This is a genomic window from Legionella drancourtii LLAP12, assembly GCF_000162755.2.
Taxonomy (GTDB): Bacteria; Pseudomonadota; Gammaproteobacteria; order Legionellales; family Legionellaceae; genus Legionella; species Legionella drancourtii.
Window position 1 is genome coordinate 274,186 of the sequence record NZ_JH413847.1, and the last position, 18,992, is coordinate 293,177.

Sequence of the window (18,992 nt, forward strand, 5' to 3'; positions counted from 1 at the left end):
TTAATGAACCGAAGTAGCCGATTTCACTTTTTAAAAAGACTCGAATTATTAATTATTTACGGTATAGTAAGCCAACTTGTGATCATTAATAATGGACAGTGATTTGGTATGGCATCCTGAACAATATTTACTTGGAAATTATTTTCAATCCGAAGTAAATGAGCTTTTTCGTAAGCGTTTCAATATTCAACCTTCAGGCTCTATTTTAGATGTGGGTAGCGGTGATGGACAGTACATCAGTTTGTTGGCTGACCGGCTCAAAAACGGCCAAATTCTTGGGATTGATAGTTCTGAGGAAATGGTAACGTATGCTAAAGAGCATTGGACGCGTAAAAATCTTTCTTTTGCAGTACATCGTATTGAAGAGTACCAACAATCTTGTGTGTTTGATTTTATTTTATCTTTTTGGTGTCTGCATTGGACGCAAATCGAATTATCGTTTCCAAATATCTTTAATGCGTTGAAACTAGAAGGGCGATTTTATGCAGTATTTTCTTCATTTTCAGACAATAGCATTTTACAAGCCTGGCACGAGTTAACCATAAATAGCCGCTATATGGATTTAGCTCAGCACAATATTAAGGCCTTTAATCTTTATACAGACTATTTTTATCGAGTTTTTGCGGTTTTGAATAAATTACCTTTTAAAAAGCTCAAACTAGAGCTAGAAACGGTCAAAATTTGTCTTCCCAGTATGGAGCATTTTAAGGGCTTATTGTTAACCTTGCCATTCATGAAAAAAATCCCTGAAGAAAATCAAGATGATTTGAGCAACACCCTTTGTGATGTGTTTCAAAAAATTTGTCAGCGTAAATATGATGGTGAGCTATATTATGAAACACGGCCTATTTTTTTAGAGGCCATAAAATAACCCGGTTGCCATGGGAGAAAGAAACAATGAGTTTAAATTTTATCATTGCGTCTGAGCTGAATTTGCCCATCGTGTTGGCTGCAACCAATCCGGGACCACAAGATGCAAAACCTTTGCTGGCTCTGATTGCTGAGCATAGGGCGGAACTCTTGGTGCAGCTTATTCAGTATGGCGCGATTTTATTTAGAGGTTTTGCCTGTGTAGATGAGGATTATTTTTCCCAAGTCATTGATCTATGTGGCTTAGGTCGCAGATGTGATACGCGTGATTATGATTTACCAAGAACGGTATTGCAAAACGATATTTATACGTCAAGCGATCTCCCGTCGTATGTGCCTTTACCTTTACATCATGAAAAGCCGCGCTCAAAAAATCCCCCCCACAATATTTATTTTTGTTGTGTTACTCCGGCACTAAAAGGTGGCGGCACTATTTTTGCTAATGCCGAGTCTATTTGGCAGGATATGCCCCAAGCTATTCAACAGAAGATTATGGAGCATGGCGTCATTTACAAACAATTTTTCCATGGTAAGACCATGAAATACGCCGCACTGAAGAAAATTTTAGGCCAGGGCAGTATCCGTAGATGGGAAGAGTATTTTGCTATGGACGAAAAGCAAACTATAGAAAAAAAATTAATGCAAAATCAGCAGGACTGGGAATGGGTTAATAACGGGCGAGATTTAATTGTATCAACTCATTTACCAGGGGTATTGCCACATCCATTGACACATAATTTAACCTGGTTTAATTCTGCTGCGTATTTAAATTATTATGCCAATTTCTTATATGGTGAGTTAAAGCAATTATCTTTTGCAAAGTATCTTGCTGCCCGCTATCTGATCTTAAAAGATATCTTTCCTATCGTTTGTCATTATGGCAATGATACTGCTTTTTCTGCCGATGAAGTGGAACAAATTAATCAGATTATCCAAAACCATACGCGGGTAGTTCATTGGCACAAGGGCGATTTTATGATCGTAGATAATTTTACCTTGATGCATGGCAAACAACCGCATGAAGGCAATCGATTGTTATATTCATGCATGACCAGGGCTGTTTAATGGGTTGCTTCTCTAGAAGAGCTCTTGCAAGCGGTTAATCAAGCCTGCATGCCCATTTTTTTTTAGGTGACTATCAAGAATAACTACAAATTGCGATCCCATATTATAGACGCGTAAAAAAACGATGCCTTTTTTTCGTGAATTTAGTTCATTCTTTGATCTATTCCAATCAATGTACTTATTTTGCATGTATTGATTGCCGACAATTTTATTTATATAGGTGTACAAGATTAGATAGGGCTGTTCGCGCGGGGATAAAATTTTCCTGTTGATAATTTCATTTTGCCATATTTCTGCTAAACCGCCGTAGCTCATATTTTTGAAGTAAGCTGTGAAATTCTCTTTGATTTGTAAGGCAAATTCTTGTGGTGTTTGTTTGGTATCATCGAAAAAAACGGGTAAACCAGTGGCCAAATTGGTTATTAATTCTTTTATCTGCGGTATCGGTAAATTGCGATTAGAAAAACTAGTGTAGAAAAATAATTTGTGCACGCCTGACTGGAGCGAAATAAGCTGATGGAGTAATAGCGCGAAAATAACACTGTAAGGGAATGCTTGAATCTGATGGGTACGTGCAAATTGATCCACCTTGTCCTTTGCAAAAGACAAATAAGTATTTTGTTTTTGTAGGGGGCCGGCAAAAAAGGAGTCTAATTGATTGTATTCATCGGGATTAACGTGTCGTAGTCGTGATTTTAATTCGTTAATCGTGTCATGATTATGTGGCCAAATTTGATTTAATTGATTTAAATATTTAATTTCATCTGCTTTGCGTAAAATATTTATTTTATGCGTTCCCTCATACCTGCGGAAGATTTCTTCGCGCACTAGAGTGGCCGACCAGCCATCCATGATAATGTGATGATAGGCCATAATTAAAAAATACTGGTTTTTTTTCTTTTGTATGTATATTCGGGCCAGTCTATCTGAATGCACTGAGGTTTTTAGTTGAGTTAGTATCTTCTTGGGAAAAAAAATTGGTGTTCGTAGTTGAAAATCTGATTGGATGGGCGCGCGCACAAAGAAGTAATTATTTTCTCGCCATTCCAATCGACAACTGAGCATGAAATGATTCGCCAGCGTTTCAGCAATTGCCATTTCTAGCCTATTGATATCAATTGGGCCTTTAAGGCAAAAAACCGCGATGATACAGGTCCAGACCTCTTCTTGCTTGCCGAGTTCCTTCGTATAAAATGCGGCTTGAATGGCATTGAGCGCAACCGCTGTATTGGTTATTGATTTATCTACCTCAACCTCGATAAGGCAGGAGGCAATATTGGCTATGCGCACTTCTTCATTAATTTTGGAAACGTCTAACCATTTGCCAGTTATTTTTAAAAACGCTTCAGCCATCTCGATGTAATCTATTGATTCAAGACCTAAATCAATGATGCGTGCATCCAGGTTGACGTTTTTTTCAGGAAAAAAACGGGTGAAATAATCAGTCAGTTCATTTACTTGATTTACAATAAATGTTTTTTTAATTAATAAATAGTCGATTTTACCGCTTGCGGTAAGTGGTACTTCACGCGTAAAAATATATTCATCGGGATGCATGTAGCTTGGAAGATGGGTATTTAAAGTTAATTTGATTTGCTTTAATAGCGCCGTATCATGCAAGGAGCCATGGATCAGCAGATAAATCTTGTTTTCATTCTTCTCATCGACAAAGGTGATGAAATCCAAGGTGTTGTGGGATTTTTTTAATACATATTCAATTTGATCTAAATTAATGAGTTGGCCATATCTCTTGATTATTCGTTGGGCGCGTGAGCAAAAGAATAATTCATTATGGCGTACGTTGACTGCATCATTGGTTCTAATAAAGCGGCGATTATTAATGAGTATATAGTTGCTTTGGGTTAGTTTTTCATCAAAATAGGCAGTTGATATATCGCCAGCAATGTATAGTTCATAACATTTCGTTGCATTAGGTACTAATTTATAGTCGCACCCTGCTCTAAGCTGCCCTAGATGCAGTCGCTCATCTTCTTGCTGTGGGGCTATAATTTTTTTATAAAATGGTACTAAATATTCTGTTGCACCATATAAATTATAAAAAATAGTGTCTGCTTTGATGTGGGCAAACCAGTAATTAATAATGTCAGTATCAAGTGTTTCGCCACTTAATAAAATAAAACGTATGGATGATAAGGTGTGCTGTAGCGCATTTTTTTCCATGTGCTGCATTAATATTTTAAATAGCGTTGGGGTGACATTTAGGATGCTGATCTTTGTTTTCAGCAGGGCATTTATGATTAATTGTAGTTTGTTGGTGGAGCTGCTACCAATAAAGTGTAGGTTTGCGCCGGCTAATGCAGGTACGAACAATGGCCGGAGCGAGGCCACAAATGAAAGCTCGGTGGTAAATAAGAAGTTGTCCTTCTTTTGGAGTTTAAACTCATTTGTGCACCAGGATAGATACCGATGCAGCGTATCATAATGATAGTGCACCGCTTTGGGTTGCTCGCTAGTACCTGAGGTAAAGAGGATGATGCCTGGCAGCAAACAAAATGTTGGTTGCAGTCTTGGGGGCACATAATAAAAAAAATCTTTATTGTTTTCGTCAATCAGTTTGCGTTTTAATTCAGTATCAAACTGACTGGCCAGTTGGGGTTGAACCACTAATAAATCAACCTGGTACGTTTGTAAATACGTTTTAAGTAATTCAGAAGATGTTGAGGTATGTACAGGAATATAGGTTTTATTACTCAGTACCAGTGCATAGCACAAGCATAATGCATCGATTGATGGGGCGCTGATAAGTAGCACTGAATTGACCTTAATTTGCTTAACCCAGGCTATGTATTGCCTGATTTTCTCGCAACATTGTTGGCTATTTAGTAGGGTATGATCATCAGCTAAAGAGAAATGACTTTGCGGCGCGAATAACGTCTCGCTTAAAGTCATCGCCAAATTATTTTTTACATCCATTGAACTCATATTTATTTTCCATGGTGTTACTCGCTAATTATAGTTGGACTTTCGCTATTTGCGGGCTAATAACACCGAACAATAACTAAAAGCGGGGGGCTTCTCGGTATTGGCTTGCATACCCTTGTTGGCTTGCATCAGCGTAAAGCCTGTTTCTTCGAGCATGCGGCGATATTCGGCGGCACTTTTCATCACATTGGGGGTAAAATCATCATGAAAAATATAACGATACTCTGCAGCAAGGCAGCGATCATTATTTTCTTCTTTATAAAATTCACAAATGGCCACGAGACCACCTTCTGGCAACGCTTGATACGCCATTTTTAAGAGCTTTCTGTTTACTCGCTCATCCCAGTCAAACATGACGCGTGTGAATAATATGAGGTCAAATCCTTCTGGAAAGGAGTCATCGTTAATAAAATCGCCCGCAAAGACATGAACTTGCTGACTTAATCCCTGGGATGCAATATTTGTTCTTGCCATTTCGGCAGATTTAGGCAGATTGAACACGGTAGCGTGTAAATGGGGCTGAGCACTGACAAAAGCACAAGCCATGGTTCCATCGCCACCACCAACATCCAGGAGCGAATTTACTTTGGTAAAATCAATGCTTGTTAAAATACACTGAATTGGTTGCGTTGCGGTTTTTGTCATCCAATCTTCAAGCCATAGCGCTTCAGCGTCTGTTTTTGGGGGCCATGAAACACTCGTTTTCACCTTGCCAAAATGCAATACATCGGTAAGATTTTCATCGGCAGCCACATTCCAGCTATTAAAAAAGAATTGCATGGCCCACCAATGTTCACTGTTACGTAGTTGGACAAACTCTTCAGGCAATTGATAAGCAACTTGATTATTAATCATAATTTTTGTTAAAAAGTGCTCGCTACTTAGCAGATGGAGCCATTTTTGTGCTCTGATTGGCATTAAGCCTAGTTTTGCAATGATATCTTGTTCGAGAATGCACTTATCGTGGTCAAACAGCGCAAATAAATTCAGGCTAAACATCGCTTCAACCAGTTTCAGTCGCGCTCCGGCGGCAATGAGTGAAAAATAATTGGCATAAAAAGCTGCATTATAGTGAATGGTTTTGGTTTCTGTTGTGTTTGGGGGCGTTGTTGCGCGGACGCGGTTGTCTTGATGTTCATTGCCGTCGCGTTTCGTTAACCATGATTTGAGCCATGATATAATCATTTTTAATAGGTTGGTTTTATTGTCTAATAGAAACAAGCATATAGAGTAAAATGATGTTCTGCAATAAGTGAATAGGGCTGCGAGGAACAGCCTCTAATCGGATGGCTACTTTTTAGCTAATAATAATGAGCAGTAATAATTAATTTTTTTAGGGCTGGGCGGTGTTGGTACAATAGTAAAGCCTATTTCTTCTAACATGCGGCGATAGTCGGTTACGCGTTTCATGACTTGTGCATCAAAATCATCATAAAAAATATACCCATATTCACAGGCAAGGCAGGTATCATGATTTTCATCTTGAAAAATTTCGCAAATAGCTACGAGCCCCTCTTTGGGTAAGGCTTGATAGGCCATTCTTAATAGTTTTCTACTGGTAATTTCGCCCCAATCCATCAGGACACGTGCAAATAAAATGAGATCAAACCCTACGGGAAAGGCATCATCCTTAATAAAGTCTCCAGCAAACACGTTGACGCGTCCGCTAAGATCCTTAGTGTCAATATTTGCTTTTGCTAGCTCAGCTGAATGAGGAAGATTGTACACGGTGGCTTTTAAATGGGGGTAGGCTGTTGCAAACGTACAGGCCATAGTGCCATCGCCACCGCCCACATCTAGAAATGAGTTTATCTTTTTAAAATTAAAGTGATCTAAGATGCAATCAATAGTCTGCTTTGCTGTGCGTGTCATCCAATTCTCAAGCAATACCGCTTGCTCTTTTGTTTTTGGCGGCCATGACCATGATGAATCGGTTGTTCCAAAACGCAATATGTCGGCCAGATTTTTATTGGCATTGTTTACCCAGTTATTAAAAAAAAAGTACATAGCCCACCATTCTGAACTGTGCATGAGCTGTATGAACTGCTCAGGTAATTCATAAGCGGGTTGATTATTAAGGGTAACTTTTATTAAAAAATGCTCGCTACTTAGCAAATGAAGCCATTTTTGTGCTCTGATTGGCATTAATCCCAGTTTTGCAATAATGTCACGTTCTAAAACACAGGTATTGTTTTCAAATAAAGCAAATAAATTTAGGCTAAACATGGCCTCTACTAACTTAAGGCGGGCACCGTCGGCAATGAGGGAAAAATAATTTGCATAAAAGGCTTCATTATATTTGCTTGTTTTTTGTTCATCGCTGTTTTTTTGTGCTATTACATAAGTATGAGGGGGTTGATGTTCCTTGTTAGGATGTTTTGTAAATAATGCTTTGAGCCATGAGGTTATTGTTTGCATAGGACGGCTTTTATTAGGGTTATGTGAACTAGCATATAAAACAAAACACAGTTTCGCAATCAACAGAATTAAGAAGTATTAATTCATCATAGCAATATTTAAAATAATTATAAATCAGATGCTTGCACATAATTCTTCTTGGTTTTTCGTAAAGTGCTTCGTGATCTCTCCTGCCATTGCGAACTTTCCCTATTATTGTTATGTTAATTTTTACAGTGAGCAAAACCTCCAGATTTAGGCCTTAGTGGGAGTAGAATAAGTGGTAAAGAAAACCCCAGGAAAAGACAGTAACAATATTCTTAATGAACCCATTGCCATTATTGGTATGAATTGCCAATTTCCTGGTGTTGATTCAGATATTGAGGATGTGAATACTTTTTATGAGATGTTACTGCAAAAACAGACGCCCATTAGAGAAGTTCCTAAAAATCGCTGGGATATCGATGCATATTACGATGTGGATCGAGGGAAAGCGGATAAAATAATTGGTCGTAAGGGTGGATTTTTAAATGATCCACATTTATTCGATGCTAATTTTTTTAAAATATCTGCCGCTGAAGCCAAACAAATTGATCCGCAACACCGTCTCTTTTTAGAGGTTGCGATTCGCGCTTTAAATCATGCCAATATAACCATGGATTCTTTAAATGGTTCAGACACCGCTGTATTTTGTGGAACGTCCACTCAAGATTACAGTCAGCTTAATTATAAAGACAATATTGAATTTAATGCCTACACCGTGATTGGTTCTGCAGTTAGTGCTGCGGCTGGAAGATTGTGTCACTTTCTTAATTTGAAAGGACCCTGTATGGCGGTGGATACTGCCTGTTCTTCTTCATTTGCCGCGTTGTATCTGGCAGTAACGGCACTTAGAAATCAGCAATGTTCACTAGCCTTTGTTGGTGGTGTCCATCTTAGTCTTTGTCCGGAAAGTTTTATCAGCGTTAGTAAAGCAAATATGTTATCCGCCACTGATAAATGCAGTAGTTTTGATATTCACGCCGATGGTTATGTGCGTAGTGAGGGCTGTGGCGTGGTGTTGGTGAAACGCTTAAGCGATGCGATCAAGGATAAAAATAATATCTATGCGGTGATAAAAAGTGTGGTGATGAATCAGGATGGTAATGATGGCACCATCTTGGTTGCGCCAAACATCAAAGCACAAATGGCGATGCATCAAGCGGTATTAACTGAAGCTAATTTATCAGCGAGTGATATTGATTATATTGAAACACATGGTACGGGCACGGTTGTTGGCGATTCAGTCGAATTTAATGCCATCCAGCAGGTGCATCAAGGCCAGCATTCAGCAGAACAGCCTTTGGTAATTGGTGCCCTGAAAAGTAACCTGGGACATGGTATTTCCTCATCTGGTGTGGCTTCACTCATTAAGGCCATTGGTGCCTTAACGCATGAAACTATTCCTGCTAATCTACATTATGCAACGCCAAACCGTTCGATTCATCCCGAAACTATTCCGGCTCTGTTACCAACAGAGACCCGCGCTTTTACAAAACAAGCTCATAAAAAGAGGTATGTGCAAATATCTAATTTTGGTTTTACCGGGACGAATGTCAGCGCCATCATTGAGGAAGCGCCTACGCTGCCTTTAATCACCATCCCTGCTGATAATAAAACCACCCATTGTATGGTTCTTTCCGCAAAGAGTGACTATTCACTAAAGCAGATGTTGGCAAATTTCGCTTACTATTTGCGAGAATCCCCCGCTTCTTTGCATGATATTTGTTCTACCTTAATCAATTGCCGCGATCATTATAAATTTCGCTGCGCCATTATTGGCAATGATAAAGAAACATTAATCCAGAAAATTAACTCAGAAGATTATGTGCTAAAAAAAGTAGATCGCAAACAAGACATCCAAAAAGTAGCGTATGATGCCCAGAAAATTTATGCTGCTTATTTAGCTGGAGCTAATCTACGTCTTGAGGGTACTGATGCCCAATACAATCAAGTTGCTTTACCACTGTATCCTTTTGAACGCCAATCATATTGGCATGAATCACGCGTCAATAAGACCAACGTCCATTGGCTGGATACCTTATATCAACAGTCACCAGAAGAACAAATAGAAACCATTAGAGCTAAAATTGCAGAACAAATAAAACTTCTGCTAAAAAAAGATCACCTTGACGTTTATCAAGATTTAGGTGCTTTAGGACTGACTCAACCCTTGTTGGATGCGTTGGATGGCATCCTTTATAATTTGTTCGATCACCGTTATAAAATGACCTCTTTTGCGTTCTTAACTGTAGATAAATTGGCACAGCACGTGCAGCATGTGCTGATGCCTGCGCCGGTTTCTAGACAGCCCACAATTAATGTTCTTCATGAAGAGCCAATTGCTATTATCGGTATGAGCTGTCGCTATCCGCAAGCACCAAATATTGAGGCTTTTTTATCCTTATTGGAACGTGGTGAAAGTGGTATGCGGGATATTCCCTTAGACCGTTGGGATAATGAGAAATATTATGATCCCGATGTAAATGCCTTGGGACGACTGTACATTAAACAACTTGGTTTAATTGATAATGTAAAAAATTTTGATGCTGAATTTTTTAATATCAGCCCTCGCGAAGCCAAGCTTATGTCCCCGCAGTTACGTGTTTTCATGGAAACGAGTTATCATGCGATTGAAGATGCTAATCTGTCTCTGGCTGCGATTAAAGACAGTAAAACCGGGGTTTTTGTGGGTTGTGGTACCAATGAGTACCCACGTTTACTTGCGGGGCTTGGGGTTAGTTTGGATGATCTCAATATCTATTTTGCAACTGGAAATGTGTTGAATGCCTTGCCTGGTCGTGTTGCTTATTCTTTTGATTTTCACGGCCCAATTCAAGCGATCGACACCGCCTGTTCTTCCTCGATGACCGCCATTCATAATGCGTGTCTTAGTTTGCAATCAGGTGAGTGTACTATGGCGCTTGCCGGCGGAGTTAACATTTTGTTGACGCCTGATTCGAATATCACTCTGTCTAAAGCCAGAATGTTATCTCCTGAAAGCCGCTGTAAAACGTTTGATGCCGATGCTGATGGTTATGCGCGCAGTGAAGGCTGTGGGGTAGTTGTTTTAAAGCGTTTCAGTGATGCGCTTAAAGATAATGATACTATTTTAGCGGTGATCAAAGGCAGTTCAATTAATAGCGATGGCAAAAGTGGTGGTTTTACGGTACCTAATGGTACGGCGCAAGAAGAGGTGATTCGTAGTGCTTTAGCTAAGGCAAAACTGAGACCGGCTGATATTGATTACATTGAAGCACATGGCACCGGGACGCCTTTAGCCGATCCCATTGAGGCGAATACGCTTAGTAAAATTTTTAGCGAATCGCACAGTAAAGAACACCCACTGTACATCAGTTCTGTAAAAACAAATATCGGCCATGCGGAAAGTGCTTCAGGAGTTGCTGGGGTCATCAAAGCGGTATTGAGCTTACAAAAGCACAAATTATTTAAACACCTTAATTTCAAAAAGCTAAATCCAGGGATTGAGTTAATCAATACGGTGATTCCTTTAACTACGCAAGACTGGCCTAAAGTGCATGATGTACGCAGTGCCGGTGTAAGTTCGTTTGGTTTTAGCGGCGCTAATGCGCACATTGTATTGCAAGAAGCGCCTCCTAGAGCCGACGAAGTCCGTACCTTACCTGCTGAATCCATCCTCGTTATTTCGGCTAAAAGCAAAGCATCACTGGAATTAATGTTGGCAAGTTATCAAAAATATTTAGCGACCACGTCAGATGAATTTGCTGATATATGCTACACCGCGGCAATCTGTCGCAGCCATTTTTTATACCGGGTGGCAATTAAGGCATGTACCTCCCAACAAGCGGCAACATTGATTGCGCAAAAAGAATATATTATTTATCAAGTTAAAAAAGAACATAAGACCGGACAACAATTCAGTACATTGGCACAAATGCAAGCAGCGTATCAACTTGGGTTTATTGTCCCTTGGTCCGAATTTTATCACGCATTGGCTACTCATTTTGTCAAAGTTAAATTACCCCTATATGAATTTGCGCGTGAAGAGCAGTGGTTCGATGAGAAAGACAAACTCAAAGATGCACCGCTGCCTAAAGATTGGTGTTTTCAACTGCAATGGCAGCGTCAAGCTTATGATAAAAATAATCGTAAAATGCAAGGGACTACGTGGTTACTTATTGGCGCCAAACACTTGGCGGCTGGTTTTAAAGCACAAGGCTTATCCATTGTTTTGGAGGATGAAGACTATCCCTTAAACAAGTTAGAAGGGATTATTTTTGCTGCAGGTTTAGATGCTACATCGTCCATGGACATTGAGGCTAATGTTGCTTTACAAGAGCAACTCATAAAGAAATTATTGGGTTTGGTTAAAGTGTTAAATCATCAAGCCATTGCCTTACAATTAATAGTCCTTACCAATAATGCCATCGCCGAGCTTGCTGTTGGCGAACCTAATCTGAGTAATAGCCCACTCATTGGTTTTTGCAAAACTTTAGTTTTAGAATTACCACAATTTAAAACCATCCTCATTGATCTGGAAAAAACAGACACGCCTAATGATTTAATGCCGGTACGCGATGAAATTAATCACAATCATGGGCAAAATTATGAACATCTGGTTGCCTATCGTGAGGGTAAGCGCTGGGTGACACGTTTAAGAAAAATAACTCTGGTCGACAAAAAGTGCTCATTGTATGGCGAAGGCCGTTATCTGATTACAGGCGGTTGCGGTGGTTTAGGTTTGGTTAGTGCACAAGCATTATTATCAGCAGGGGCACGAGAGTTAATTCTTACCTCAAGAAATGTAGATACGCCAGCAATCAATGAGGCACTTAAAAAGATTCGCGCATGCTATAGCGGGCGCATTATTCGCACGATAAGTTTAGATATTACTGACAAAGAAAAGCTCCGTAATTTGCTTGCAGAGCTAAATGCAGATGGTTTGTTAAAGGGCATCATTCATGCTGCAGGTGCAGGTATTAAAGCATCAGTAATTGAACATCAAGATGAGGATGTGGATTATGTTTTTGCTGCCAAGGTAAAAGGTGGCTGGTATTTACATGAGCTAAGCCAACAGTGCAACTTGAATTTTTTTGTTGTCTATTCGTCAATTGCTTCGGTATTTGGTAGTAATAAAGAATCTGTCTATAGTGCGACCAATAGTTTTGTGGATGCTTTAATTGCTGAACGCCAGCGTTTAGGCTTGGTTGGCACGGCGATTCAATGGGGACCCTGGGGCGAAGTAGGGATGGCAAAAGCTCGCGCCCAGGGACAAAGTTTAAGACAGGCATTAATCAGTAATGAACAAGGCCAAACTTTTATTAAAGTACTTATTGGTAGTCAGCTAAATTATGCGACGATTATCTCGCCAGAATATCTGAAATTTATGCTTGATTTTGTGCCTAAGCCACAACCTGCATTCTATACAAATTTAGCTGAGAGTTTGCTGCATGTCAGTGAGCATACAGCCAGTACTGGTAGCAGCAATTTATCCCCCTGGCTTAATGATTATTTGATGCAAAGTGCCGATAAACGTTTTGATGCCTGTAAGGACTTAATTAGTGAGCTTTGCAAAGACATTCTGGAATTAGCGGATTTAGATGAAGACGAAGGCTTTTTTGAGCTTGGTTTTGATTCACTCATGATGACGGAAATGGCCGCTAAGCTAAAGAAAATATTAGATCCAACGCTTAAAGTTGCGGTCAATATCGGTTTTGATTACCCCACAATTAATAAGTTGGCCAAATATATTGAAGCAGAGCTTGATAAAAAATTAATGAAACAGCCAACCTTGGCGGCTGGAGCAAAAGATGAAGAGGATGCTATTGCAATTATTGGCATGAGCTGTTCCTTGCCGAATGCCCCTGATCTTGTTGCCTTTGAGCTCATGCTCGAAAAAGGGGAAAGTGGCATGCGCGATATCCCGCTCGAGCGTTGGGACAATAGCAAGTATTATGATCCTGACATGGATGCACCAGGAAAATCATACGTCAAGAAATTAGGATTAATAGACAATATTAAATACTTTGATGCCAATTTTTTTGGTATTAGTCCACGCGAAGCCAAATTACTGGAACCACAGCAACGAATTTTCTTAGAGTGTTCTTATAAGGCCTTGGAAAATGCAAATTATCCGGCCGAGTCATTACGTGGCAGTTTAACCGGTGTGTTTGCCGGGGTGGGACCTAATGAATACTATGCCCAATTAGAAAAATCGGGTTTTTCCAATGAAGAGTTGAGCGTGTATTCCATCACGGGCAATGTATTGAATCTGATACCGGGGCGAGTTGCCTATACCTTTGATTTAAAAGGGCCTGCAGTAAGCATTGATACCGCCTGTTCTTCGTCAATGGTTGCTATTCATTACGCCTGCCAAAGTTTAAAAAATCATGAAATTGACTATGCCTTGGCTGGTGGCGTGAATGTCTTATTAATGCCAGAGTCTAATATCACGTTGTGTAAGGCCAAAGCATTATCACCAGATGGACAATGTAAAACGTTTGATGCCGATGCTGATGGTTATGCGCGTGCTGAAGGATGTGGGGTTGTAGTCCTAAAACGCTTAGCGGATGCGTTACGGGATAAAGACAATATTTTAGCGGTCATCAAAGCTTCTGCGGTTAATAATGATGGAAAATCGGCAGGTTTAACGGTTCCTAATGGTAAAAGTCAGGAAGCGGTAATGTTGGCGGCTCTAAGTCAAACAGACTTAGAAAACAAAGACATCAGTTACATTGAAGCCCATGGTACGGGAACACCTTTAGGTGATCCCATCGAGGTTAATGCGATTAATCATGTTTATGGTGTACAACGTGGCCGCGATAATCCCTTATATCTAGGTACTGTAAAAACCAATATTGGTCACCTTGAAAGTGCATCAGGCATTGCCAGTGTGATTAAAACCGTCATTGGCTTACAAAAGAAGAAAATCTATAAGCATTTAAATTTTCATAAATTAAATCCCAACATTAATTTAAATGAAGCCCGCATTGCCTTACAAACGATCAATTGGGATACAGGGACAAAACTTAAAAATGCAGGGATTAATGCCTTTGGTTTTAGTGGTACGAATGCCCATATTATCTTGCAAGAGTTTCTTGCCAACACAGGTCACCGAGCTACTAAATTAGCGCACATGCAGGTGTTAGTCTTATCTGCCAAGTCGCAGACCGCCTTAGATAATTTAGCCAAACGCTATCAACAATATTTAGAAAGCACTCAGGATGATTTTGCGGATATTTGCTTTACCGCCGCCACGTGCCGTGCGCATTATACCTACCGTTTGGCAGTTGCAGCAGAACATGCGCGGGATGCCGGCCGCTTATTAGCAATGCAACAATTTGCCACATCGCATGGTAAAAATAAGGCACTTGATTTACCCAATAATTCGCTCTATCAATCATTGATTCAAGACTATTTACAGGGCGAAGACGTCGATTGGCTGTCCTTCTACAAAATGGTCAGTGAAGAATTTATCAAAGTAATCTTACCTAATTATACCTTTGAGCGTAATGAATTTTGGCCTGAGAAGAAGAATAATCATAAGTTCGCTGTTGATGAAGTGCATCCACTTTTAGGACAGATGTTTTCCATGCCGAATAATGAGTATTTATTCACACATAAATTGGATTTAGACAATCTAAGCTACATTAAACAACATTGTGTGTTTGATAAAGTAATTTTTCCCGCTACAGCTTATATTGAGTCTGGTTTAGCCGCTGCGAAAGCAATATTTAAGAGTAATGCACTTCGCCTTGAAAAATTTGTTATTGAACGCCCCTTATATCCGAAACAAGGCCAGGAATTTCAACTGCAGGTAAAACCAAAAAATGATGGTGAATACAAGGTAAATCTCTTTGCAAGACAGGACAATAATTGGCAAATATTTTCCGAAATGGAATTGCATGCCGCACCGCTAGCGGTGCCTGAATCGGTTGATCTGAATGTCCTAAAGTCTTTCTTTAGTGAGCGCGTGGATATTGCGCAAATTTATGAACATTTTAAACAACGCTCATTATTTTATGGCGAGGAATTCCAGGTTCTTCAAGAAGGCTATATTAAGGGAGACAGTGTCTTATCCCAAGTTGCTTTGACTAAAGCAACGCATGGACAGGGCTATTATTATCACCCAGTGACGCTTGATGGTGCGATGCAAAGTATTTTATTACTGGGAATGAATAGTGTTGAAAATACCACTTATGTGCCTTATGCCTTTACGCGGATGACAACCTATCAAGAGGCGCCGAGAAACTTTTGGGTGCATTTAACTAGGCAGCACAGCATCCATGAGCATGAGCTTAGTGTTAGTATTAAATTGTATAACAACTCTGGTTTGTTAATTGCAGAAATTGAAGGGCTGAAATTAAGAAAAGTTACGCGCAATAATTTTATTTCTTATGAATCTAGCATGCAACATCTTTATCTTACCAAGTGGAATATGATTTTGCCTAAAATATCCACGCAATTGGAATTACCGGAGCTGTGGGTTATTGCCACAAATGAGACTAAAGTAAGAAAATTATTAGGCGCGTTGAATTATCAATTTATCGCCGCTCCCCACAAGTTAGACAATCTTGAGGATAAGGACATTGTTTTTATCTATGAGCAAGAGCAATTTAATGAGCTATTCCATTTCTGTCAACGGATGTTCAAAGCACGCCCTAAGAGTTTTATCCTGGTTACCGAAAATGCTTATGCCATTGGGGAACATAATCAGGTAAATCCTTATCATACGATGGCGAGCGCTTTTTGGAAAAGTTTTAGAAATGAGCTGGAGTTCACGAGAAACTACACCATTGATTTAGATGCCAATAGCGTCATGATCGCCGCCTTAAAATACCTATTCTTTACCAACAGTACTGAAAATCAATTGGCAGTTAGGGGATCTTTATATATACCTCGGTTGAAGAAAAAACAAGTGTCGGTTAATTTGACCCAAGAGGAAAAGTTGTTTCATCCTGATGCCAGTTATCTAATCACCGGTGGCACAGGGGCGATGGCCAAATGGTTAATTGACTATTTGAGTAATCGCGGGGTGAAACGGATTATTATTACCAGCCGCTCCGAACGTTCTGCAGATACCTTGGCCCTGATTGAGCATTCACGACAAAAACAAGTATTTATCAAGCATTATGCAGTCGATGCCAGTAATTATCAGCAAATGGAACAGCTTATTGATGAGATTAATCGCAGTTCTAAACCGCTAAAAGGTATATTTCATCTTGCTGGTGTAGTGCATGATGGTTTAATCGTCAATTTAAGTGATGACGAGATGCAAAGCGTCTTAAGCGCAAAAATGGATAGTGCTTTGATTCTGCATCAATTAACTAAAGCTCTTCCCTTGGATCTATTTGTGTTGTTTTCTTCTTCGGCATCTTTGTTAGGGGCGCGAGGACAGGCAAACTATGTCGCAGCCAATGGTTTTTTAGATGGATTAGCCTACTTACGCCAAGAACAAGGCTTACCCGCAATCGCAATCAACTGGGGGCCATTTAACGCAATGGGAATGAGCGCAAAGCTGACGCAAGCGATGCAACAACATGGTTTTATGCCTCTAGATAAAGACAGCATCGATATTTTGGATGTTTTATTGCCAAGTCAATTGCCACAAATCGCCCTGTGTCCTATACAATGGGAACTTTATTTCAAATACGTACCAAAGCAAGCATGGTTGTCTGAGCTAATTAAGAGCACTATTCCTACGGATCAGCACTTTTTAAATACACTGCGTCAACGCAGCAAGGAAGAACGGGTGGCCTTGCTTAATCAAGCTTTAGTTGGCATTGCGGCGAATGTTTTAGAAATCGATGATGCCAATCTTATTACGGCGCAACAAGGGTTGTTCTCCTTAGGTTTGGATTCACTAATGGCTTTGGATATTCGCAACCGTATTCATGATAAATTGCAATGCCCAAGCCTCAATTTATCCATCGAATATTTTATTAATGATCCAACGATTGATAAAATTTCAAGAAATATTGCGGATGAATTACAAACCATTATTCATGATGAACCGGTTATTGCGAGTCAGAGCTTGAATCAACCTGCTGAACTGCCAATTTCCGAAGCAATTGCGCTGTGTGATTTTCAATACATCTTTTGGGTTCTTAATAAGCTGCATTACAGTTTTAATATAGGTATGCAAATTCAGTTACATGGCAAACTTAATAAAGAATATGTGCATCAAGCCTTTGATTATGTGGTGAATCATAATAGTACTTTTTGGATAAATTTCAACGAGAAAATACCCACGCAAATACTAAAAAAACAAGGTCAATTTAAATTAAGTTATCATGACATTTCCTTAAGTAGTGAAGCGGGGACCGTGCTCAACGCCGAATTTCATAAAAATATGATGAGCCTTATCCCTATAAACCAGCAACCGTTGATTCGTGTGCATCTTTATAAGATCAATAATGATCTGCATGAGGTGCACATTGTGATTCCGCATATCATTGTTGATGATACGTCCTGTGAAATTGTCTTTGCCGAATTCAAGTTGTGCTATGAGGCACTTACCTTAGGCAAAAAATTGTTACCAGTATCAGAAAGTCATTCTTATTTGAATTATGTTAAATTAAATAACAATCATTATGAAAAAAACCTCGCGGCCAAAATTGATTTTTGGCGGACTTATAATAAAGGTTTTAAACTGCTGAGTTTTGGTAAGCAATATCATTTAGCTGATGCGGCAAATCAGCCAAGAAATTTATTTCATTACCCTTTGGACGCATCTGTAGTTAAAAAATTAATTGCGTGGCATAAAGAAAAAAATATTAATGTCAGTACTGGATTAATTGCTGCCTGCCAAATTGTTTTTTATAAGTTGAGCCAACAAAACAAAATACCTATTATTTTAATTCATAGCGGTAGATCAGGTAGCCAATATAAGTATGTGGTTGGTTTATTCTCAGAATATAAACGCATCAATATTACTTTAAATGAAGAGTATCAATTTCTTGATTGCCTTAATGCGATTGAAGAGCAACTCATAAAAACAGCATCCTATCAGGGCTGCTCGCATTTTATCAAAAACAGCGGGCTCAAAGGCGCTCATCTACCTCTTAGCCAATATTGGGAATTTATCAGTAACAAGTTTTCTTTAGGGAAGCAGTTTAAAAAAACCAAGCTGCAGCCAACCATCATTAATTATTATATTGAGTATTTAAGTCGAATGTTGGCTAATAGAAAAAGTATTTTAATGAAATTTAAGTTGAATCAATTATTTAATTTAAAGATGCCATTGCAAAAACCCGATCGCATGCGCGTACTCCTTAGTGTCACACCGAGTTTTTTTACGAAAGAAACACTAGAGATGCGTTTTGCTAACCTTGATTATTCATTCCCTGGGCATTTTGACTGCATGGATAGACCTGTAGGCAATCAAACCTTATGGGTTTATTTTTCAAAAAACCAGCTGGGTGAGTATCAACTGTCTATTAATGGCCCCTTAACCAGCGAAAGTAAAAAACAAATGGCGCTTGAATTAAATACGCTTCTTGCAAAAATTGTCGACAATGATAAGTATACGGTTGCTGATTTAATTCGTTAGCCTTAATGGCGGTGATGATCTATTCGCGTTGTTGGCGGGGCTGTAGAGCCCCGCGGTGAATTTAATCCAACAAATTAACCATTAATAAATTGATTCTATATTTTCTTTAAGTAAGTGCCATTCGGTTTTATCACCTAGCTTATTA

Annotated in this window: 6 protein-coding genes; 3 read left to right on the plus strand and 3 right to left on the minus strand. The window is 39.4% G+C overall.

Going from position 1 to position 18,992, the window contains the following annotated elements:
• The first annotated feature begins 91 nt into the window (after positions 1 to 91).
• Together LDG_RS16055 and LDG_RS16060 are read left to right on the plus strand one after the other, a co-directional pair.
• Positions 92 to 871: a class I SAM-dependent methyltransferase gene (locus LDG_RS16055; protein ID WP_148263596.1), complete on the plus strand. Its 780-nt coding sequence runs from the start codon at positions 92 to 94 to the stop codon at positions 869 to 871.
• Positions 872 to 897: 26 nt separating this feature from the next.
• A complete protein-coding gene (locus LDG_RS16060; RefSeq protein WP_006872501.1) occupies positions 898 to 1,935 on the plus strand; it encodes a TauD/TfdA family dioxygenase in 1,038 nt (345 codons plus the stop codon).
• A gap of 12 nt (positions 1,936 to 1,947) precedes the next feature.
• On the opposite strand, the gene LDG_RS16065 is transcribed toward LDG_RS16060, so the two are convergent.
• From LDG_RS16065 to LDG_RS16075, 3 genes are all read right to left on the minus strand, one after another.
• The gene (locus LDG_RS16065) at positions 1,948 to 4,878 is read right to left on the minus strand and encodes an AMP-binding protein (protein ID WP_006872502.1); all 2,931 of its coding nucleotides are present in this window, start codon (positions 4,876 to 4,878) and stop codon (positions 1,948 to 1,950) included.
• A gap of 45 nt (positions 4,879 to 4,923) precedes the next feature.
• A complete protein-coding gene (locus LDG_RS16070) occupies positions 4,924 to 6,063 on the minus strand; it encodes a methyltransferase (RefSeq protein ID WP_006872503.1) in 1,140 nt (379 codons plus the stop codon).
• A gap of 105 nt (positions 6,064 to 6,168) precedes the next feature.
• Positions 6,169 to 7,296, minus strand: coding sequence for a methyltransferase (locus LDG_RS16075; RefSeq protein WP_006872504.1), 1,128 nt, complete (start codon positions 7,294 to 7,296; stop codon positions 6,169 to 6,171).
• Positions 7,297 to 7,555: 259 nt separating this feature from the next.
• Between LDG_RS16075 and LDG_RS16080 the strand changes: the two genes are divergently transcribed.
• Positions 7,556 to 18,847, plus strand: coding sequence for an SDR family NAD(P)-dependent oxidoreductase (locus LDG_RS16080; protein WP_006872505.1), 11,292 nt, complete (start codon positions 7,556 to 7,558; stop codon positions 18,845 to 18,847).
• The last annotated feature ends 145 nt before the right edge of the window (positions 18,848 to 18,992 follow it).